This window comes from Chitinophaga sp. 30R24 (genome assembly GCF_049056765.1).
Lineage (GTDB): Bacteria > Bacteroidota > Bacteroidia > Chitinophagales > Chitinophagaceae > Chitinophaga.
The window spans coordinates 110,284-133,262 of sequence record NZ_JBJGXX010000003.1 but is presented as its reverse complement, the minus strand read 5'-3'; the positions used below and the strand labels follow the sequence as shown (position 1 = coordinate 133,262).

9 protein-coding genes are annotated in these 22,979 nt (G+C 43.0%); all 9 read right to left on the bottom strand.

Translation table 11 applies throughout. The annotated features are described in order from the left end of the window. Positions 1-9: 9 nt before the first annotated feature. The gene (locus ACDQ55_RS10775) at positions 10-4,134 is read right to left on the bottom strand and encodes a PKD domain-containing protein (RefSeq protein ID WP_420981394.1); all 4,125 of its coding nucleotides are present in this window, start codon (positions 4,132-4,134) and stop codon (positions 10-12) included. Positions 4,135-4,161: 27 nt separating this feature from the next. Continuing rightward, positions 4,162-4,314 carry a hypothetical protein gene (locus ACDQ55_RS10770; protein ID WP_420981393.1) on the bottom strand — a complete coding sequence of 51 codons (153 nt, stop codon included), beginning with the start codon at positions 4,312-4,314 and terminating at the stop codon, positions 4,162-4,164. Between the two features lie 9 nt (positions 4,315-4,323). Continuing rightward, positions 4,324-13,260, bottom strand: a complete 8,937-nt coding sequence (locus tag ACDQ55_RS10765; RefSeq protein WP_420981392.1) for a gliding motility-associated C-terminal domain-containing protein — start codon at positions 13,258-13,260, stop codon at positions 4,324-4,326. A gap of 30 nt (positions 13,261-13,290) precedes the next feature. After that, positions 13,291-14,592, bottom strand: a complete 1,302-nt coding sequence (locus ACDQ55_RS10760; protein ID WP_420981391.1) for a DUF4302 domain-containing protein — start codon at positions 14,590-14,592, stop codon at positions 13,291-13,293. Positions 14,593-14,624: 32 nt separating this feature from the next. Next, on the bottom strand, positions 14,625-15,524 hold the full coding sequence (locus ACDQ55_RS10755; RefSeq protein WP_420981390.1) for a zinc-binding metallopeptidase: 900 nt from the start codon (positions 15,522-15,524) through the stop codon (positions 14,625-14,627). A 36-nt stretch (positions 15,525-15,560) separates the two neighbouring features. Continuing rightward, on the bottom strand, positions 15,561-17,048 hold the full coding sequence (locus tag ACDQ55_RS10750; protein WP_420981389.1) for a RagB/SusD family nutrient uptake outer membrane protein: 1,488 nt from the start codon (positions 17,046-17,048) through the stop codon (positions 15,561-15,563). 10 nt (positions 17,049-17,058) lie between these two features. After that, the gene (locus tag ACDQ55_RS10745) at positions 17,059-20,703 is read right to left on the bottom strand and encodes a SusC/RagA family TonB-linked outer membrane protein (RefSeq protein WP_420981388.1); all 3,645 of its coding nucleotides are present in this window, start codon (positions 20,701-20,703) and stop codon (positions 17,059-17,061) included. Between the two features lie 428 nt (positions 20,704-21,131). Further along, entirely contained in the window at positions 21,132-22,139 is a 1,008-nt protein-coding gene (locus tag ACDQ55_RS10740) for a FecR family protein (RefSeq protein WP_420981387.1), read from the bottom strand. 117 nt (positions 22,140-22,256) lie between these two features. Beyond that, a complete protein-coding gene (locus ACDQ55_RS10735; protein ID WP_420981386.1) occupies positions 22,257-22,850 on the bottom strand; it encodes an RNA polymerase sigma factor in 594 nt (197 codons plus the stop codon). Positions 22,851-22,979: the final 129 nt, after the last annotated feature.

Below are 22,979 nucleotides of genomic sequence, written 5' to 3'. Positions count from 1 at the left end.
TGATTTATTTTACCTGATAATTGTTACATAACCTGTGAGGGGTGCAAGACCTGTTCTGAGCCGGATTACATAGTAGTAGGTGGCCATTGGCAAAATATTGCCTTTGAACCTGCCGTCCCAGGGTACATTATATCCGGCAGACCGGTATATTCTTTCCCCATACCTGTTAAATACTTCTACTGTACAATCTGCATAATCAGACAGATTACGGATGATCCAGGTATCGTTGATATTATCTCCATTAGGGGAGAAAGCATTTGGCGGAGTAACAGGTTTTAATACCTTCACCGTCATCTCATCCCTGGCCATGCAGCTATGTTTACCAATAGCAGTCAGCGTATAAGTAGCATCGTGCATAGCAGGTATAACTGGCGACAGCACCGTAGGATTAGGGAAATCTTCAACAGGTTCCCACAAGAAGCGCAGGTTAACAGAATCATTGGCCACTGGCATGAAACTAATAACAGTTCCTTGTGGTACTACAAAAGATGGTCCTGCATCAATAACTGGTTGCAGATATACGATCACCGTACTGGTATAAGCAATAGAACCACAGCCCGACTGGTTGGATACCTGCAACTGTACGCTGTATTCGCCAGGTGCAGTATATTTTTTCGTCGGATGCTGTTCGGTAGAAACAGTACCATCCCCAAAACTCCATTGCCACTTGTTGATACTTCCTGTAGCGTCTGTACTCTGATCGGTGAACTCGTTATCAGCTCCCTGGCAGAGTGTATCCGGGGTTACTTTAAAAGAAGCCACTGGCTGACTGAAAAAGGCGCTTAATGTTTTAGTGGTAGAATCCTTACAGCCGTAAGCAGTAAAGGTAACCAGCTTTACATTATACGGACCAAAGGCCTTGTACTGCCAGGTAGGATCTTTCGCTACGCTGGTACCACCATCACCGAAACTCCACTTATAAGAAAGAGCCGATTGGTCCTTCACGGTTGTTTGGTTCGTGAAAACAGCGCTACCATCCGGCATACACACTTTGGCCGGCAAACTGAAATCTGTTACTGGTAAAGGATGTACAATTACACTGGACCGGGCGGTGTCACTAATACAATTATGGTCGCTCACAGCCACCAGTTTAACGAGGTAACTGCTATCTTTCCGGTAGATGACAGTAAACGGATTGTTGTCGGTATTGTTTTTTTGTGTACCATTTGCCAGATCCCATTTCCAGTTGGTAATGCTTCCGGAGGAGATAGTAGACTGATCTGTAAAAACAGTGTTTTGCCCGAGGCACAAATCTGCCGTAGCAGTAAAAGCAGCATTAGGCTTAGGATATACCACTATTGTAGTGGAAATGGAATCAGCGCAATTGCTATCAGTTGTAAACACATACCAGATTGTATGCGTACCTGCGCCGGCAGTTGCAGGGGTAAAATTACCGGATGAATCGGTAGCCGGACCACGATAATAACCTTTGCCGACAACACCATTCTGCACAGAGGCTTTAGCGATCGATACATTACCAGCCACATTTACACAAACACCAGTCAATGCTGTATATGCCAACTGCGGTTTCAGTTTAAACGTAGCCGTTACAGTAGTATCTTTCGTACAACCTTTATCGGTAGTAACACTGTATTTAATAGTATAAGCACCAAACAGGGTGTAATCGTGCGTAGGATCTTTTAACGTTGATGTATTAGGGTTAGTAACTGTAGCATTGGCGTCCCCAAAGTTCCAGGCATGACTGCTCACCGTTTGGGCATCGGGTACAACAGCGCCACTGGTAAACTGCACCTGGCCATCTACCGGCAGGCAATCGCCCGGATAAGAGAATAGCGGGCTGGGATTAGCGTATACCGTTACATCGGTTGAAACAGTATCGCTCACGCAGAGATCACTTACTTTTACTACGTGCTTTATGGTATAGATGTTATGATCTTTGTAAGTAATTGTTTGTACAGCATTAGTAGCAGCGTTCAAAACAGAATCATTACCAAAATTCCAATACCAGGATTTCAAAGGCGCACTACCTCCATAGGTAGAATTATCAGTAATATTCAACTGCCCGGCCTCGCATAATGCCGCCGCATCTGCTGTAAATGAAGCTACCGGCTTGGCTACTGTGGATACATTGAAGGAGGTATCTCCCACACATCCATCATTTGAAATTACCGTCAGATTCACCGCAGCTGTTCCTACTGGAAATACCTTCCCAACCTGCGCTCCACTGTCTTTTACTGCTCCGGGAAACTCCCACTGCCAACGGTTGATCAGTGGATCTTTCAAACTGGTATCTCCTTTAAAATAAACAGTATCCAAGGTACAGCCAGTATGTTCATAGGTCATTACAGCACGGGGCCGACCTTTTACAACCACTGTAAATCCTACCCTTTCTGTATTGTTACAATTTTCGATACTGGGGTGCGAAGACATCACCGGTACATCATATTCTCCTACCGCACTAAACTGGTAAGTACCAGGCAAAGTATATTTATAATAAGTAATACCATTTACTAGCACGGTACCTGTGCTAACCGGCGCATTATCCGTTACATCTGCATTAGGTGTCACGGATGAACCAAGCGAGCTAAGCTTCCATACCATTTTGGTAGGTTGATAAGCCATTAAAATAGATAACTGCACCGGGGTATTTACACAGGTAAAATCATTGGAAGCTTTAGAAGTATCATAAGTATTATGAATAGCCCCTACTGCATTCAGGTTATTAATCAGGGTACCGGCATTATATCCATAGCTTTCCACACTACCTATGCCATAGGTAACAGCGGTAAAGGCAGAATCACTGCTCACAATACATTGTGCAGGGGTGGCCGGCCATCTTTTTATTACTACCGTATAACCGTTTAAGTTAGGATGCGGGTAAGAATAATCAAACAAAGGGCTACCATCTATCCGCAGAGAGGGAACACCTGCTGTGGGAATGATCATGGTAAGATAATTCGTTTCTATAAACTCCCTGTTATTACGGTAAAATCCTACCTTTTTAATTGCCTGTTCTATAGGGCTCAGGTACACCATTTCCGGATCGCCTAAGTTATTGTTATTACCACAAGCACCGGAAGAAGGCATAAACTGTGCTACCAACACCGGTTTATCTGCCTCAATATAATCGGCAGTATTACTGGAATACTCATAAGAAGAGTTAGGCAACAAACCAGTAAGCACTAATCCATTTCTTTTCACCACTGTGGTAGGATCTTTCACTACTATTTTATACATATCATACAGCAGCGTCGACGGCGTATCGTCTTTAGAATTTGGTGCGGTGAGATAACGTTTGCCCCATGCCTGGAAGGGGAAGATCTGCTGGATATTATTGTCTCCGCTACTATTGGTATTATTACATGTGATAGCGGTACGGCTGCTACCGGAAAACACCGCTACGGGAAAACACTCACCAGCAGAATTACCAATGGATTTAATAGTAGTACCCGTTAATTCCCTACCTGTACCATTTCCCAATGAAGCACCTACCAACTGGTAAATATCTCCCCGGTTAAGCGTTACGGTAAAAGGCACTCCGGGCGGACGACCGTTACGGGTTAATACTGAAGGCGTGATTTCCACTACTGTATTATTTTGATTGGCAATCACGAACATCCACGAGAAACAATCATTTGCATAATTCTGCATACTATTTACAGAGATATAGGAATAGCCCCACGTTTCTTCTGGCATCAGCATAGTGGCACCGGAAGAAGCACTACCGAAAATATGCGCATAGGCTACAATAGGCACATTACTTTGTATGTGAATAGATTTATTCGTAAAAACACCCTCACCTCCTGTACCACCAAAAGAAGGCGGCAGGGAATACAGCCTGGCATCCACAGCACCGGATTTGGGAATCAGGTCCGAAGCAATAACAGTATTGGCTGGAATATTATAAGTGCGCGTCCAGGTAGTACCAGTAATACTAACGGTAACAGTAGCAGGCTGTTCTGCACTGAGGTACAGGATCATTTCCTGACTGTTGCTCTGCCCTATTTCCATGAATTCGTGGTGCCCGTAGCCTACCCAGAAATCTTTTCCCTTATTGGAAAGATTCTGAGCGTATGCAACATTGGCTACGAACTGAAACAATATCAGAGATATGGCAATGCAAAGCTGCTTTACAGATATCCTGCCTGTATAATATGTTATTTTGGTTGACATCTTCTTCAATTTTTCATATTGAAATGATTATTGTTTAATGATCATCTTCGACGTCGTTGTGCCATCTTCAAAATCTATTCCCTGGCGGCCAAACCGGATAGTTGCATTGGCACAAGGCCAATGCAACATCATATATCCGGTGGCAAGCAGTAACCATTTCGCTAAGCCAATTTTTATCATACAACTATTTTAGCGGATCAGGTTAATCACTCCTCTCTTCTCTGTTTTAGTTCCATCTGTGAGCGTGAGATGACATACATAGATGTATACGCCTGAAGGCAGCGCTTTTCCTTTGTAGTTGCCATCCCATCCAGTTGTCTGGTTATTGGATTCAAACACTTTTTCACCCCACTGATCAAAAATGGCGATATGAAGATCCTTGATGATATAGCCGTATACCAGCAATACATCATTCTTACCATCGTTGTTAGGCGTAAACGTATTCGGGATGTATACACCATCAGGTAATGTTTTACCTTCAGCAGGCAGTGATTCCTTGTCTTCGCAACCTTTTGCACGTACCATCAGTTTCACAGTTTGTACAGGTTGTAAACCACTGATAATATGTACCAACCCTTCTTTACCAGAGGAAGGTACGGTCCAGGTGGCGCCGCCATCTGCAGATACTTCGTACCCGGTGGCATTAGGCACCTCCTTCCATTTAAACCGGATCATATTTACGCCTATACTATCTACTGTTACTACAGGTGTAGCAAGTGCCGGTAATACATGTACAATTGCTTTGGCACGTACCGGACCAGGACATCCATGTGTGATGGTTTCCAGGTAATAAATGCCATCTGCAGTAATACCATTAATCGTATAGTCGCTTCCTGTATACAGGAGATTACCACCTGTAGGAGCATCATACCAGTTGTACAACACACCAGCCTGAGGGTTTTTAGCAGACAGGGTTACATCTGTTCCACTACATATAGTCATGGAATCTTTCACTAACTCTGCAAGCGTAAATCCGTATACTTCCACTTCTTTGGTAGTATCTCCTACACAACCTTCTTGCGCCACAATACTCAGTTTCACTTGTTTTATACCCGGATATTTGAAATACTTGAGGGTATCTTTTGCAGACGAAATAGTAGAGTCAGGGAAATTCCATTTCCAGCTGCTGATACCAACACCATTACTGGTAGTAGCTGATCCTTTAAACAAAGCACCATCACTCAAGCATCCGGTATAATCAACACTAAAATCAACTACCGGCGCTGGAATTACTTTTATTTCCAGGATGCTTTCAAAACTATTGCTGCAACTTTCTATTTCTGGATCTGTGAGGATAATAGGTACGTAATACGAACCTGGTGTACTAAACACATAATCATCCGGCAAAACAAAACGATAATATTTCCGGTCGTTACTTACCAAAGAATCTACTGGTACCGGGTTGTTCTGCACCACATCTGTTTTAGGCGACAAATTCGCTACCTGGCTAAATTTCCATGTGATAGCAGTTGGTTTTACTGGTATCAGCATAGAGAAGCGGAACGGCGTTTTAGCACAGGTGTAAGTGTTATTCTGTCCGCTGGTGTTCAATACGTTATTGAACGCAGGCAGAATATTCAGATTTTTCACCAGGGTACCTGCATTGTAACCATAGCTTTCTACGCTACCTAAACCATAAGTAACAGCGGTAAAGGCAGAGTCGCTGACTACATTACATTGTGCAGGAGCTGCTGGCCAACGTTTTACCACTACGGTATATCCAGCGGCATTAGGATGCGGATAAGTATAATCGAAAGTAGCGCTACCATCTATGCGCAAAGAAGAAATACCTCCTGTAGGGATAATGAGGGTCAGGTAGTTTACGTTTATAGCCTCTCGTGTGTTACGGTATAGACCCACCGTTTTAATACCTTGTTCTACAGGGCTCAGGTAAATCATTTCCGGATCGCCGTCGCCACTGGTATTAGAACAGTCACCGCTGGATGACATATACTGGGCCACCATCACTGGCTGATCTGCTTCAATTCTATTAGCTGTATTACTTTCAAACTGATAGAACCGGCTATTGATCAAACCTGCTAAGGTGGTGCCGTTTACCTTTACAACTGTAGCAGGATCTTTTATCAGCACACGGTATATATTAGTCATGAGAGAATTAGCCGATCCACTGTTAGAAGTAGGCGCTGTAAGATATTTCTTACCCCAGGCCTGCGATGGGAAGTTTTGTTGGATCAGGTTATCACCTGAACTGCCTGTAGATCCACCACAACCAATAGCAGTACGGCTACTGCCGGAGAATACTGCCATCGGATAACATTTTCCGTCATCATTTACCACAGATCTAACATGGCTACCGGATAAATCATAGCCTTCACCGATAATACCAGGCTGTAAAGCACCTAATACTTGGTACACTTCACCTTTATTGAGGGTAACCGTAAACGTAGTGTTAGCTGGTTTTCCTCCAAGTGTAGGTACAGAAGGTGTGATTTCTACTTTGGTATTATCATAGTCTGCTATTACATAGAACCAGGAATAGGTGTCTGAACCATAATTCTGTCTGGAAGACAATGTATAATAGTCATAGCCATACGTACCTACCGGTAGCAGCATACTAGCACCGGAAGAGGCACTGCCATAAATATGTGCGTAGGCTACAATAGGCACATCGCTTTCTATACTGATGCCTTTATCAGACCAACCTTCCTCTATAAGCCTGGCATCACTCAGCCCGCTCTTCGGTATTATTTCTGTTGTAATTGTTTGGTTGGCAGGAATATGATACACACGTTCCCAGTTGGTACCGTTAATGCGCACAGTTACATTGGAAGAGTCCTGCGCATTCAGGTACAGTACCATGTTTTGTGAATTATCATTGGTAAAGAACTGGTGATGGCCATAGCCTACCCAGAAACGGGTACCTCTGTTGGAACTATCTGCCGGTTGCAATAATTGCATAGACGTAGCTGTTCCACCATTGAGCCCGGTAAATTTATCCAGGAAGTGCAATGAGCTATCCCTGATCACATTCGGAATATCATATACATGGCTCAGTGAATCTACTATCCAGGTATTGGCATCGTCTGTACGGCCCATCCTGATGTCTTTCTGACGTTTGATAAAACCTTGCCATGGATCCAGATAAAACTGATCGATATTAAAATTATACTGACCAGTGGCAGGTGTTACATCTACATCTGTATAGAAATACATAAAATCTGTACCGCTAGCCAGGTTAGGTGGCTTAATGCCGGAGTAACGTCTTACTGCGATATTACTAGGTATGTCTGTGCCTGGATTCCAGGTAATTTTTGTTACTGTATCTGTACCAAACATAAATGTTTGTGTAACACCCGGAGCCGGGAGCGCCGGAAATGCCGGGAGTACCGGAGGTACTGATGTTGGCAGGAATTCGTAAGCACCCATATCTGGCACACCATCTGTCAGCCTAACTGGTCTGGCTGCACCATTAATATCCTTATCATTACCTTCTATTTGCACACCGCGGCCATGAATAGCCCATACTTCCGGATCAGCAATGGCAGGTTGCAATGTGGTATCATCTGCAAATGCAGGTTTGTATACGATAGAATTGATATCCAGTGTATCTGCTGCAATGTAAGCACTCAGGGTAGCAAAGTTAGCCGCTGGTGTTTGTTGTCGCACCAGTACAGTACCTCTGGTATACAGCGTATTGTAATCGCTCTTCACGTAAAGCGGACTAGCAATAAACATGGCTTTACCAGTACTGTCTGCTGCAAAAATGTTGTTTTTGATCTTAACATTTCCGTAGTAAGATGACGTATGCAGAAAGTAAGCAGCATAGTTATCGCCAGTGGCGCCGGAGCTGTTAAGTACCGAGTTATTATAATAGTTAAGGTTAGCGCTGCCTTCACTATAAATGCCATAGGCATTAGTTCCATTGGCCTTTATACTGATCACATTATTAGAGATGGTGGCAGTATATACCTGATAAAGTTCCAATCCACGTAAATTGCCGGTAACACCTCCTCTGGCTGTAATGTTGTTGCCAGATACAATACCTGCTATACCTTCATCGGCATAAGCGTAGTAGAGATATATACCGTGCACATAAGCTGAGGTATTGGTAACATTTATTTTATTATTCAAAATACTATAGCCATCACAATCATCGGAATAGATACCATATGCACTGGAAGCCATACTACCACTCATATTCACGCGGTTGCGCAGCACTATCAGGCTATCAGTGTATGATACATAAATACCATTTGCATAAGGCTTGTCTATAATATTGCTATCCAATATCAAACCTGGTATGGTGACACTGTAGCTACCTGGCCAATAAATACCATTTGATCCGTTTGTAATGGTATTACCCGTAATTACGTTACCGTGACCAATGCAAACATCTGCATATATACCCGTAATAGTTGTTCCTGTGCTGGTAGTAACCGGCAATGGAATCGCACAGTTAACAATACTATCGTACGAAGATCCTTTGGCATATACTACGCCTCTTGCATTAGTGGTGCTGGCTGGTTTAATGGTGATAGCCCTCCACGTAACGTAATCCACACTATCTAACCGCAATACGTAGTTCAGTGTAGCCGTACCTGTATAGGTAAGCGTAACTGTGGTGGCATTGTTTGCTTCACTCTGGAAGGTTACTCTGTTTACAGCAGATGCGCCAGGTATATGATGCATGATGATCTGCTCTGTATAAGTACCTGCTTTTGCCAGGAAGGTAACCGGGCCGGCTATACCGCAATCCAGTTTGGAAACAGCGCTGCTGAACGACTGGAAGTTGGTAATACTGGTAGGTTGTGAAGGGTCAATAGTATAAGTACCTGCCAATAACGGCGGGTTTAGGTTAGCTTGTACCGGAGTAGAATAAGCACTGTCTGTACCTCCGCATACGATTAAACAACGGTAATAATTATCTACTCCAATGGTGGTGTTAAACACACTTACATATTGCGTATCGCTGACATTTACCCATGGGCCGGAAGCTGAAGAGGAACGTTGCCACTGATAGGTTTGTGTACCACCAGTACTATTACCCGTTAGATCCAGTTTAATGTCGTTACCTATACATACTGGTGTAAGTGGGAAAACGGTTGAGGTACCTGGCACTACTGGCTTACTACAATTAGGAACGCTTATTTCATAAGCGCCCATATCTGGCTGGGTAGTGCTTCTGCTTACACCCAGGATATCTGTGGTAATGCCTACCGGCTTACCTGTATTGTCAAGGGGAGAAATAACAGGCGCATAGTTACCGGCGCTAGGATCTGCAAATACAGGGGCAATAGCCAGTGAATTGCTATCCAGTTTAGTAGCTGCTGTCCACGCTGCCAACGTTGTATAATTAGCACTCACAGTGCCTATATAAGCAGTATTGTAACTGCTTTTTACATAGAGGTCATTATAATTACCGGTTATCACAGTACTGCTACTAAGGTATAAGCCTACCCGGCTTCCCATACCAGACCTGCTGATGTCCAGGATATTGTCAAAGAACTGGAGACCTACAGCGGTACTTGATTGATATAAACCAGTAGTACTGTTGTTGGAGGTATTTTTATTATCATTCAGTGCAACCGTGTTGTGATAGTAGTATACATAATCAGAGCTATAGTTGGAGAAACCATATTGTGTACCCTGACCACGGAAATCGTATATCACATTGTTGAAAACTTTAGCAGGAGCGGTAGCGGTAGCATCTGCATAATAATACTCTATTCCATAAGAGGAAGACGTACTGGTGAGAGCACCTCCTAAGAGATTATGTACACGGTTATTGCTTACCACCACGTTGGCGCCAGCGTTATTTACATCTACACCATACAAGTAATAATTTGCGCTTGAACGGCCTGGTCTGGAAATATCATTATGGTCGATCAGCATATTGGTAATATAACTGAGCATGACACCTGTTGAGTAAAACTCTTTTATAACGTTGTTCTTAATGGTATTACCAATAAGAGGAACAGCGCTTTCGCCGTAAGCAGCAATACCATAATAACCACCGGTAATGATATTTCCTATGATGGTATTCCCATCACAGCGGTTATTGGTGCCAGTGGAAACACTGGACTCACTACCATTAATAACAATACCTACATAATCAGAGTAGGAGGATTGTGCATCAGCAATAATGGTACAGTGGCTGATCGTGTTACTATCGGCATCGTTCAACAGCTGTACACCAAAACCATAGGTACCACCGGTAGCGTCTATTGTAAGACTGTCAAACGTAATATGATCTGCACCACGCAGTTTTATTACAGCCCGGTCGTTATTATCGGTTGGGGCAAATTTTATCGTATTGCCATTACCATTAAAGGTGATTGTATTGATAGCAGAAGTACCGGCAATGGAATCCAATACCAATTGTTCCAGGTAAGGACCGGAACCAGATACAACATTCAATACAATAGGTCCCTGTATACCACATTCCATCGCCGCTTTAGCAGCATTAAAGCTGGTAAAGTTAGTGGTGCTGGGAAGCGCACCTTTATTGATGGTATAGGTACCTGCCGGGAAAGCCTGGTTTACAGTAAGCAGTACCGGCTGTGAGTAGGCAGTATTACCACTACAGGTAACCGCTACACGGTAGTAGGCAGTTAATAAAGCAGTAATCACCGTATCCGGGTTGGTTAATGCAGTTCCCACAGGGGTATACGTACCGGTAGCAGTGGGAGACATTTCCCATTGATAGGTTTGTCCAAGCCCGATGGAGTTATCTGTTAACGTTAAAGACACCTTTCTGTTCACACAAACTGCAGCAGGACTCACTTGTGCATTACCTGCCAGTGGCGGGGTTGTACAGGCTGCCGGTGTAAATTCATATGCTCCTATATCCGGTGTACTGGTGCTCCTGGCGGCATTATTAATGTCTACCAGAATATTCACCGGTAAGCCTTTGTTATCGATAGAAGCATTTGTTGGCTGATAGTTACCAGATGCTATATTGGCAAATAATGGATTCGAGGTTACAGAGCTGCTATCCTGACCGGAAGCAGTCTGCCAATTAAGCAATGCCGGAGTATTGGTGCCAAAGTAACCAATGTAGCTGGTACCGCCAATTGACGGGGCCAGGTAATAATCATTTCTGTTGGCATGGATGGTACCGTTGGTTACGGAAAAGTAAACACAATATTTACTACCACCACCACCACGGGTAATCGCGATAATGTTATTTAAGAATTCCACACCATCGGCCTTGCTCGTTTGGTAAAAACCACGGGTGGTATATGTTGTTGCGGTAGTAGAAGCACCATCCAGGGCAATGGTATTATGATAGTACCAAACGTTATCTGAGCTTGAATTGTAAATACCATAAGCATCTCCCTTACCCGTATAATTATATATCAGGTTATTGCTTACCACATTTTCCAGTTGCGAAAGAGCATCCGTACTGCTAAAATAAATGCCATAAGCAGTATTGGTGCTACTAGGTGCACCGCCAAAAGGATTGCTGATAATGTTACGGGTAATATTGGCCTTTGTACTGAGATCGGTAAAATAAATACCATAAAAGGAACCTACACTACTACGTGTAGGCCGGCTGATAGTATTGTTTTCTATCAATGTGTTAAAAGAGCCAACTACATAAATGCCATAGTTATAGAAATTACTGATCTTATTACCAGTGATCTTATTGTTACCGTTTGCAAATGTGTTACTACCAGTTAATGCAATTCCATAATAACCTCCGTTGATCGTATTATCAGAGAAAGTATTGAAATCGCATTTGGCTTCACCTGTAGTGGTAGCAGAAGTAAGGGAACTACTAATCACTATACCTGCATTGCTGGAGGAAGTAGAGGTAGAATCCAGCAAAAATTTACAGTTACTGATCGTATTATAATCCGCATCATTGGTCAGGTGAACGCCCCAGCCATTGCTGGTACTAGTGTTTTGGATAACCAGGTTATTAAAAGTAAAATAGTCTGCATCCGACAGCCTGATTACCGCCGGAGCCGACGAAGTACCTGCGTAAGTCAGCGTATTGCCATTACCGTTAAAAGTAATGGTATTAGTGGCAGAAGCGCCTGGCACAGGGGTGATCAGCAATTGTTCGTTATACGGGCCGCTGCCTGGCGCTACATTAAATACTACAGGTCCATTAATACCACACTTGATCCAATTGTAGGCGTCATTAAAAGAGGCAAAATTGCCACCACCGGTAGGCAGGGCCTTGTTAATAGTAAACGATCCTGATACCGCCACCGGGGAAGAAACAGTTACACTGTTGGATATTACAGTGATGCTGGAGGTATTACAAGTTACCTTACAACGGTAATAACTGGTGACCGTTTGAGTGGCAGTAAGCCGGTTGGTAGTATCGTTCGGGATATCTGTCCAGTTTGTGTTGTCCAGAGATGACTGCCATTGATAACTCATGCCCGACGCGATAGTAGTACCGGACAACGTTACAGTGAACTGGCCATTCATACAAACAGCAGAAGGGTTAGCAATGGCGGTTCCTGCATCTGGTGTGCCTGTACAGGCTACTGCAGGAGTCCAGGAAAATATAATGTCGGGGCGGGTGCTCATGGTACCCGTGTTACTGGTATTACTGGTGCCACATAAATAGTTCAGGTTATCAGCTCTATAATTATGTGAACCGTTGAAGGGAAGCCCTGTTGTATAAGGAACTTCCGGGTTATAAGTGTAGGAAATGCGGAGATCTGTATCTGGTGCGCCATTACATATTTCCACTACAATGTTATCCGTACCATTCCAGAAAAAACCGGAAAGGAAGGGAAAAGTATTAATACCTGTTTTGGGTTGATAATTAACAGGCCCATACACCTGGTTATTTACCGTTACCCAGCTATTACCATCCAGCGTTGTATCGCTGGTAACACCAATTTTGATGGTGTATTGCTCAATGGTATCTGTAGCATTAAGATTGAGCACTTTAAATTTAAGGCCGCTGATTACGCCGGCGGCCATTCCTTCTGCGTGCAGTTCTGAAGCGCGGTACAGGAACTGTGCCCTGCTGCCTTCATAAAAATCCTGCAAAGGACAAGGATATCCTACGTTATTATTACCGGAAGTACTGCGCCCAATGTTGATATCTGTTTGCGCCGATAACCGGCATACCAGCATCAGCAATACTCCTACAAGTAATGTCGTTTTATATAGATATTTAACAGTACAATTTCTCATATGAGGTTATTTGAATTTGGTTGAATGCAATTAGAAACCTTCCCAGGTGATCCACGATTTGCCATCCTTGGCGCTTACCATGTCGTAGGTAAGATCACTTGTTTGTACTAGGTAATAGCCCATCGGATCAGCCATAAGTGTTCTTGTTTTTTGTGCAGCGCTGCCATTGGCAGGAGTTGTGCCATAGTAACCGGCATCTTTAAAAATGATCCTGCCATCTGGGGTAAAGCTGGGAGCATTATAAAGCGGGCCATAAGCAATCTGGACACCACCGTCGCTCTGATTTAGCACAAAACCCAATATGTCTAGCGAGGTACCGGGACCATTTACCTGTGGATAGTAAATAAGAAAGGCATAATCAGGCAAGCCAATGATATGATAGGCATCATCTATACCGTTTACATGAAACCCATAGTAGGTAGCCCAGTAGCTTTCGTTTTTCACCGCATAGTCGTACCATCTTTTGGGGGCGGTAACATCAACGGCTATTGGAGTTGGCGTGGCGGTAATGGTAGCAGGCACATCATTGATAGTAAAGCTAATAGCGCCGTTATCCCATTTTACTTGATCAAAACCAGTGATAGTAACGGTACTATCACGAAAAGCAGGTAACAATGTAATGCCATCCGGCGTATAGGTATAACCGGTAGTTACCTGTTTTACTTGACCACCGGATATCCAGGTAAAGGTAACCTGATGCAGGTATTGATTTATACTGATATCATATTGATTTTTACCTGATGTAAGCCGGTGAAAGTAAGTAAGGATAGTACCAATGCTATCTATTGCCCTATTGATCTGATGTTGGAAATAAGCATCTTTATCGTGCTGGGTAGCTTTTACCAATATAGCTTTACTCTGGTTAAAACGACCAGTAAGCCAAACGGTATCGCCCTGCGCACCATTAATCGCAAACTCAAAATCAGACCCCAGTCCCATACCATAAACTCCTCCGTTATGACTGGCATCCGGATCACATAATACGTGCAAATAAGAATAAGTATCAAACAACAAGCTAGGTTGCTGTAGTGCTTTCAGGCGCCAGCTGCTTTCCCGCATATTATTGGTACTAGCTGCATCGAAATCGGAAAACATCTGTACACGGTTAGCACCGGAGAAACTAAAATAAAAACTATATACACTACGTGGTGCACCTGCGGGATATACCAGTGCTCTCCATCCGTAAGGCGCTCCCGTAAGCACTTGCTGATAATGCGACAACGTATCATTGATACGCTCATCCGGTGATTTATCAAAAACAGGATCTGTTCCCTTTTTACAGGCGAACATACCGGTCATGATGAACAATAAACAGATCAAATTATTTCTCATACTATTATTTTACGCTTTAGGAACCTTACCTTTTAATAGAGCAACTGATTAATTTCTCTCCTGGTACGTGCCTGAAGACTGTAAAAATCAATATGCCACACGGTTAGGAAGTAGCTAACCACCATGGCTTCCTTTTGCCGTAGCCGGGACTGCGCCTCTGCTTTCGGCACTCCATTTATGCTGAATCCCTCTGGAATACTGTTAACGATGGCATCAAAGCCGCTCCTGCCTTCTACCAGCATGGTAGAAACCATTTCCACAAAATCTTCATCAAAAGCTGACATGGCATAAGGCGTTACAAAGCCGTCTTGGCGGGCAGCTATATCAGAGATATTATTCCAGTTGGCAGTATAAAAGCCGGAGCAGATACGCTTAAACGCTACCGGATACATCACTGTTTGATGCAGGATATGCCCGAATTCATGTTCTATTACATGAAACATCTGTTTTACGTTGGCGGAATCAGAGGGTCGATACCCATCCATTGATTTCGTCAAAAAATCGTTCACCAGATATAATACTACCTTACGACCCCCTTCTGCTGTTCCCAGTGTAATAGTGCCATTCTCGTTCCAGCTGGCGCTTCCTGAGAGAATAAAATACTTTGGACAGTACTTCTTAAAGAAAAGCGTACCTGCTTCCGCGATGTAAGTATTCATCCATACTTTTTGAATAGCAGACATCACCGGTATTATTTTTTCTTCTTTAGGAGGCACTAGTACTTTGTTCAGTTCAAATTCGAACTGGTCCCACTTGTATTTTACCGCAATGTTAAAGGGCACGGTAAGCGTATCATGTAGCCATTTATCTAATGGCGAAGCTGCCCAAGTATCTCCGCCTAGGCCGGGAATTTCTTCCACATTGCCCAGGTCGTCTTTCTTGCTGCAGGCCATCAGTAAGCACAGAGGGATGATGAGTAATAATGTTTTCATTTGTGTACATATTAATTTGATACTATCGCTGTTTTGTTATCTTGGATTCAATGGTATTCCCGAGGTGACAGACGATGCCGGAATCTGGAACATGCGGCGGTTATCCTCTGCTTTTAACTCCAGCGTTTTCCCTTCCCGGGTATTGTGAACCACCGGCATTTTATACCGCTGCAGATCAAACCAGCGCAAACCCTCCTGTACATATTCCGCCCGCTTAAAATCAAGGATAGTACGTATGCAGGCATTTTTTGCATCACTGATACCATAAAAAGCCTGCATACCAGACAAGGAAATATTATGCTGGGATGCGTTATAGTTTCTGATTCGCTTGCTGGCAAAAAGATTCAGGTCTTTTAATACAGCACTGGTATTATTGAGATATACATTGGCTTCTGCCCGGTTAAACAACACCTCTTCTGTAGTGAATAAAGGCGTCATTACGTATGGCTGCCCGATGGTGGCGTTCACAGAATTTTTTACAAAATATTCTGTAAGCTTGGGCACAAAATAATCTTGTGAACCATAATAGTAAACCGGATATACCCAGGAGCCGCCGGTTACATTGCGGCCCAATATCTGTGACTCATGCGCATAATCAAGATCGTATCGCAGCCGGCCAACATTGCGTCCCCATAGTGAAGGGGCTTCCACGATCAGTAAATTGGCCTTTTCATTGGCATTAGCGTAAATATCAAAAAGCTGTGCAGGAGACATACTACTATAAAGGGTATTCCACTGCCGCATGTTGGTGGATACATCGTTATTAGCGAAAGTATTATCCGCGTAGGCTACTACTTTATCGTAATCTTTTTTAAACAGATAAAAACGTGTAGCAAAGGCAAAAGCCGCGCTACGGTTAAAATGATAACGGGGTACACTATACGCATCATCGCTGATCAATGTTAATCCGGCCAGCATATCTTTCTCCACCATATCGTATACGTAGGCTACGGTTTTGCGCTCATACTGTTTCATCACCACTGTTTCCGGTTCTGTTACATATGGTATGCCTTGGTCGTTGGCTGCGGTAGCGGCATCATAGGTTTTAGCAAAAATATTTACCAGCATAAAATGCGCATATGCTCTTGCCAGCAGGGCTTCTCCACGCTGATGTACATAAGCCGCAGGATCGGCGGCCTTTGCACATGCCTGCAATGCCTGGTTAGCAGCGGCAATAGCAGCATAACAAGCCTTCCAATAAGCCTCCGGAGAATCTTCTTCTACCCACTGGATATCGTTAAATGAATAGGCGTCCTGGTTAGGCCGGTAATACTCTCCTACTCCTTTATCTCCCACATTATCCGACATTGCTTCACACATGGTAATATAACTGGCTTGCGGGTACGCTGTTCCCAGTAATTTACTCACCTTGGCGGGTGTGCTCAGATCTGTCCAGGTACTGTCGGGCACCTGCTCCAGGTATTTCTTGCAACCACCGCTTATAAAGGCTATTAATGCAAGTGCCCCAATAATAATAGGCCTTATTTTTCGTTTATTGGTTGACGTTATATATTGAATTAACATATATCCTTGTTTAAATACCGACTTTTAATGAAAGTGTAAATTGTTTTTGAATCGGCTGTGCCACACCACCGGCATTGAAAAACTCAGGATCCTGACCTTCCAGTTTTTTATCTGCATAAATCAACCAGGGATTGATAGCGGCAGCACTTATTGCCACATTACTCAACCCTGCACGTTTAGTAAGTTCAACTGGCAACTGGTAGGTAAGAGAGATCGTTTTCAGGCGGATAAAATCGCCCTTCGCCACTCTTTCGGTGGAGTAGTTATAGTTATTGTAAGGATGAGCACCGCTTATCAACAATTGTTCAAAAGCATCGAGCATAGAAGGAACCCGAGTTTTACTTTCATCACCCGGCATTACCCAGCGGTCATAAAAGTCTTTAGGCATCGCATCGAGGTCTGAATAAGTAGTTTTGAAAGCAGGATACAAGCGGATTTTATTGCCAAATTGATATGTAAAAAATATATTCAGTGATAAAGCTTTATAACGGAATGTATTAGAAAACCCACCGGTAATAGGCGGGTCAACCGGACCTTCATATACCAGATGATCAGTGTTCAGCGATTGAAGATCTACATCCCCGCTTTTAACATTATTCTGATTGATAAAAGAAGGGGCGCCTGACTTAGGATCAAGCCCTCTGTATTGTAAGGAAAAAAGGCTGTGTACCGGGTAGCCTTCTTTGTTACCACCTTCTGCCACTACCAGGTCAAAAATGCCAGGAATATTTTTCGCGTTGGTAATTTTGTTTACACTATATCCAAAAGTGACGTTGGATCTCCAACCCCAATCTTTATTGCGTATCACATCTCCTCCTACCATTATTTCCAAACCCTTCGAATTCATGTCGGCGTAATTGGCCGCTTTAAACATTTCTCCGCCGATACCGCTGGTTTTAATGAGGCTGATAAGATCGAAACTCTTACGTGTATAGGCATCTAAGCTCAGATTCAGCCTATTATTAAAAAAGCCCCCATCAATTCCGATGTTGGTGGTATATAATTTCTCCCAGGTGAGTTCATTGTTCTGTAAATGCGACAAGCGAATCACTGATTCTACTTCTGAGAGATGCGGTCTATTGGTATTAACAGTTTGATATACGATGTTGGAATTGGTAGCTGGTCCCATGCTCGCAGTTAATCCGTAGCTGCCGCGGAGGGTGAGATAATCCAGCTGCCGGATGCGTGCAGCAAAAGGCTCCCTGTCTATATTCCAGGAACCGGCCACACTCCAGGTAGGCAACCATCTTGCGTTGCGGGATTGTCCCAAACGATTCGACCCATCATAACGGCCAGTTGCGGTAAAGTTATATTTGTTGTTATAGGCGTAGGTACCGGTAGCATAAAACGCCGCAAAGCGGTCGTAATCCCTGCCCATGCCGAAATAAGGGAAATTGCTCTCAATGGTTTGTTTGAGGATGCGGTAATCGGTAAAAGTGGCGCCGCCATTATCGTACTGGTAGCCATATCCTGTATTGGAAGCATTCTGGCGGTCGGCATACTTTACCTGCTGTCCTATCAGTACGTTGATATTATGTTTTTGTGCAAAGGTATCAGTGTAGTTCAGGCCATTGCGGAAATCATAGTTCAACAGCTGGTCCTCTGTGCGGTTATAAAAGCCACCGGCAGGCAAAACAATTACTGGTTGTGCATCCGGATTATCCGGATCACGGTATAAAAATTTGTTTCTCTCTGCGATAGTAGCGTTACCGGCAGCCCGGTAAGCATTGGCCATGTTGGCATTTTCTGTGATCTGGTGCTCGCGCGAAGATTTTACATACCTGATAGCGCCCGTAAATTCGTAACGGATATTTTTTGTCAGCTTCCAGGACAGATCCCCCTGCAGGCGCAGGTCCATCATGTTCAGGTCTAAGTAATTATTCTCAAGTTCATTGATAATATTGAAAGGCGCATAATTTCTTCTGAAGTATTCCAATTTCCCATTTTCATCATAGGCAGTAAGTGTGCGGCTTGTATTCAGCGAATAACTAAACGGGTTGATATCAAAATCCCGGTCGTATTGCCCTTCTACTGGGTTACTGCTACGCGACAGCGCACCAGGCGCTTTCTGGCGGCGTACAGAAGCCAATGTTGAAAATCCGGCAGATAACCGGTCTGAAAATTTATATGTGTTACGATAGTTAAGGGTATAACGTGTTACTTTATCGGCCAGTGTCCAGCCATTATCGCTATAAAAGCTGGTAGAAAAATAAGATTGTGATTTATCGGTACCTGATGAAATACTGATGGAATGCTCCTGTACAAAATTATTGCGGAAGAGCAGTCCAAACCAGTCTGTATTGGCTTTGGCATAACGCAATAAAAATTCCTTGCGGCTTTCGGGATCGTTTTCTACCGGAAAGTTACCATTGTTATCAGCATCCAGCTGCTCATATAATTTACCAAATACGCCGATATCTCCGCGGGAAAGTATATCGGAGTTGAGAATACCTTTTCTTTCCAGCTCAGCCAGCACCGACATCTGCTGACCGGAATTCATGATATTGAAATTGCTGTAGTTAGGTTTCAGCTGTGTGCTGAAGTTACCGCTGTAATTGATAACGGGCTTGCCTGCACGTCCTTTTTTGGTAGTGATCACCACTACACCGTTCATGGCGCGGGCGCCATACAAGGCTGCAGCTGCCGCATCTTTCAGGATGTCGAAACTTTCAATGTCATTGGCGTTTAGTCCTGCTACTGCAGATCCCAGCAACGTAGTAGGGTCTCCGCTGGAAAGCTGGTCGTTAGAAATATTTACCACGTCTTCCAGCACTACTCCATCTACTACCCATAATGGCTTATTATCACCATTAATAGAGGTAGCGCCACGGATACGCACTTTAGGCGCTGTACCAAAAGTGCCGGATACATTTTGAATAGCTACCCCGGCTACCTTTCCTTCCAGCATACGGCTTACATCTGTAAGGCCGTCTATTTTCACATCTTCTCCTTTCAATCTAGTAGCAGCACCAGAGAATTTAGTTTTGTCAATACTCTGAAAACCTGTTACTACTACCTCCTGCAAGCGGGTAGGCTTTTCTTTCAGCACAATAGTGAGCGCGCCGCTTTTAAATTCGGCAACACTGATTTCCTCCGTTTTATAACCAGTGAAATTAAATACCAGGATAGCATCGTTGGCTACCTTTTTCAGTTCAAATACCCCTTTATCGTTGGTCGTTGTTCCGCGGGAGGTACCTTTAATAAAAATGCTTACACCTGGTAACAGTTCTTTCTTTTCATTGGTGACTACTCCTTTTACGTCAGTAACCGGGAGCTCGATCCTCATCAGTGTATTTGTCACTGTTATAGGAATCAGTTTTTTGCCATTGTCATGCTTAATCACTACCCGGTCGTACATCACGCTATAGGAAAGCGCATAGGGGGTGAGCAGTTTGTTCAGGAGGTCACCAACTTTCTCGTTATGTGCATTCACACTTACCTTATTAACATCCAGTACTTCATTGCCTACATATACAAAAGATACTTCAGCAAGGGCGCTGATTTTCTCCAAGGCATCTTTAAGGATCACATCTTTTAGTTCAATCGTAATTTTCTTGTCGAGTGCATCCTGCAAACCATTACCCGCGTAGGCCTGCATCCCTACTGGCAACAGCAGCAATAAGCAATAAATAAATAATCGTTTTCTTCTGAACATAAGTATATTTTATTTGTTTCGTTCGGGCCATAAGGTTCCCCTTCCGGTTTTTAGATAAAACCAGACAATAAAAGGCCCTTCTGCATAAGCAGGGTATTTTTAATCAGTTATATGATGGCAATATGTTAGCCGGACGATAAGGATATAATCTGTATCATGTTCGATTTAGTTTGGTTGAATATGTGCGATTTAGTTCGGTTGAATAAATGCTACGCGGTTTACTTATATGTAACTATTGGCAATAGAAGATATATGATCAGATGTTTTGCATTTGATCATATAGTTAACCAGCATGAAGCGCTTTCAGGCTAAAGGCCCCCAGGACAGTATACCAGACTTCTAATATTTCTATTCTTTAAATTTTGGTTCAGCTTTGTTGATAACAATTTCGCATCTTAAATAGATTTTGGTTAACGAAATCATGGTCGTTATTTACAGTTACCACCAGCTATGATATATCCATTGTTGATACTATCCTTTTTCACTTTTGCATCTAAGGAAAAAGCAATTAATTCAAGTGCTTTTTCTAAACCATCCGCTATATTAAAAGATCCATAAAACATGCATTGCGCGGATCTTTGGTCGGTTATTACTGGCACGTTATAATACCTTTGCAGGTCTGATGCTACCATAAACAAAGGATCTCCTTTATAAATAAATTTGCCACTTATTTTTTGGGCAAAAAACCTGGCATCTTCAGTGGCATCTTGTAATTCAAGGTTTTGCGAAGACGGATCGTATACCGCGCTTTTATTAGCTGTAATTACCAGCTGGCCATTTTTATGCAGGTTGCCTTCTCTTGCATTTACCTGTACTGTTCCTGATACGACTACTACCTTGGCGATGTTCCGTTCGTGAACTTCCATATTAAAGGAAGTGCCCAATACCGTTGTATTTATCAGCGAAGAGGAAATAATAAAAGGATGTTTCGCATCATGGTTGATCTCAAAAAAAGCCTCTCCCTTCAGTGTTACTTTTCGGTCCTTTTTATCAAAAACCTCGGGAAAGGTAATGCTCGCCCCTCTTTCCAAATATACCACAGAACCATCCGGCAATTTTACTGTTTGCCTTTCCGATGTGGCGGCAAACACATGTTGCTTCACCCGTTCTTGCAACCACGTATACCAGATAGCTCCTGCTAATAGCAATACTACGGCAGCAGCAGCAATTTTCTGTTGGTACAACCGGAAAATACCTTTAAAAGAACTATCCTTAACCCCTATACGCTGATGAATATTTTTCAACATGTTGTTAGATAAACGTTTATCCAACATATACTTTACCGTTAGAAGGTCTGCCTCAAAAGACTCGGCAGCTACCATCTCCAGTTCGGAAAAATCATTGGCATTCAGGTATTCCATCATCCACTCCTGCTCTGTAGCAGTCCATTTATCCTTGTTAAACAGCTGTCTGAGATATTCCTTTCTATTGAGCACTAGTGTGACGGTTTAATTTAAATACGCACGATTAACCAAAACGGGTGGGTACTTTTTGATTTTTTTTTAAAAAAATGAAATATTAATTAAAATATAATATAAAATACACCTACCGGATTATGAATTGTGACAATTTAAGAACAGTAGTAACAAAATAATGTATTTATTGTCCCCATTACGCTGTATATAATCATTCAGCTTGATCATGGCGGCAGACAAATGTTCTTTTACCGTATTACGGGAAATATTCAGTTCATTCGCTACTTCCTCGTAGGTTTTACCCTCCAGCTTACAACGGGTAACGATGGCCCTTTTTTTGGGAGATAACATTGAAATAGCCTGTTCCAGCAAATGGTACTGCTCTTCGTCTATGTTCTTACGCTCAATAGCTATCCCATCATCTTCGTTTGTTTGGAAGATTTTTTTGTGAAAAGCTTGCTCACGCAGCTTTTTCCTTACAAAGGATACACACATATTAAAGCTAATAACAAACAACCATCCGCTTACAGATTGATCGGACTGGATATCCTGTCTTTTTTCCCACAGGCGTGCAAATACGTCCTGAAGGATATCTTCAGTAACCACCTCATCTTTCACAAACTTGAAAATATTCCGGTATACAGCTCCATGATATTTCCAATACAAGCTATCAAAGGCGCTTACCTCATGGTTTTGTAACCGCACTACTAATTCAGCATCTAGTATATTCATATCTCTTCTTTTATATAAATCATATCGTGGAATACAATTTATATGGCTAGAAAAAAGCCAGGTTTCCTCCAAGGCAATGGCCCTCTATTCTGCTGTATAAAATAGTAACAAATATTATTATTTAATAAA

Coding starts and splice junctions, on each gene's coding strand:
- ACDQ55_RS10775 (WP_420981394.1), bottom strand. CDS start 4,134: ATGTCAACCAAAATAACATATTATACAGGCAGGATATCTGTAAAGCAG.
- ACDQ55_RS10770 (WP_420981393.1), bottom strand. CDS start 4,314: ATGATAAAAATTGGCTTAGCGAAATGGTTACTGCTTGCCACCGGATAT.
- ACDQ55_RS10765 (WP_420981392.1), bottom strand. CDS start 13,260: ATGAGAAATTGTACTGTTAAATATCTATATAAAACGACATTACTTGTA.
- ACDQ55_RS10760 (WP_420981391.1), bottom strand. CDS start 14,592: ATGAGAAATAATTTGATCTGTTTATTGTTCATCATGACCGGTATGTTC.
- ACDQ55_RS10755 (WP_420981390.1), bottom strand. CDS start 15,524: ATGAAAACATTATTACTCATCATCCCTCTGTGCTTACTGATGGCCTGC.
- ACDQ55_RS10750 (WP_420981389.1), bottom strand. CDS start 17,048: ATGTTAATTCAATATATAACGTCAACCAATAAACGAAAAATAAGGCCT.
- ACDQ55_RS10745 (WP_420981388.1), bottom strand. CDS start 20,703: ATGTTCAGAAGAAAACGATTATTTATTTATTGCTTATTGCTGCTGTTG.
- ACDQ55_RS10735 (WP_420981386.1), bottom strand. CDS start 22,850: ATGAATATACTAGATGCTGAATTAGTAGTGCGGTTACAAAACCATGAG.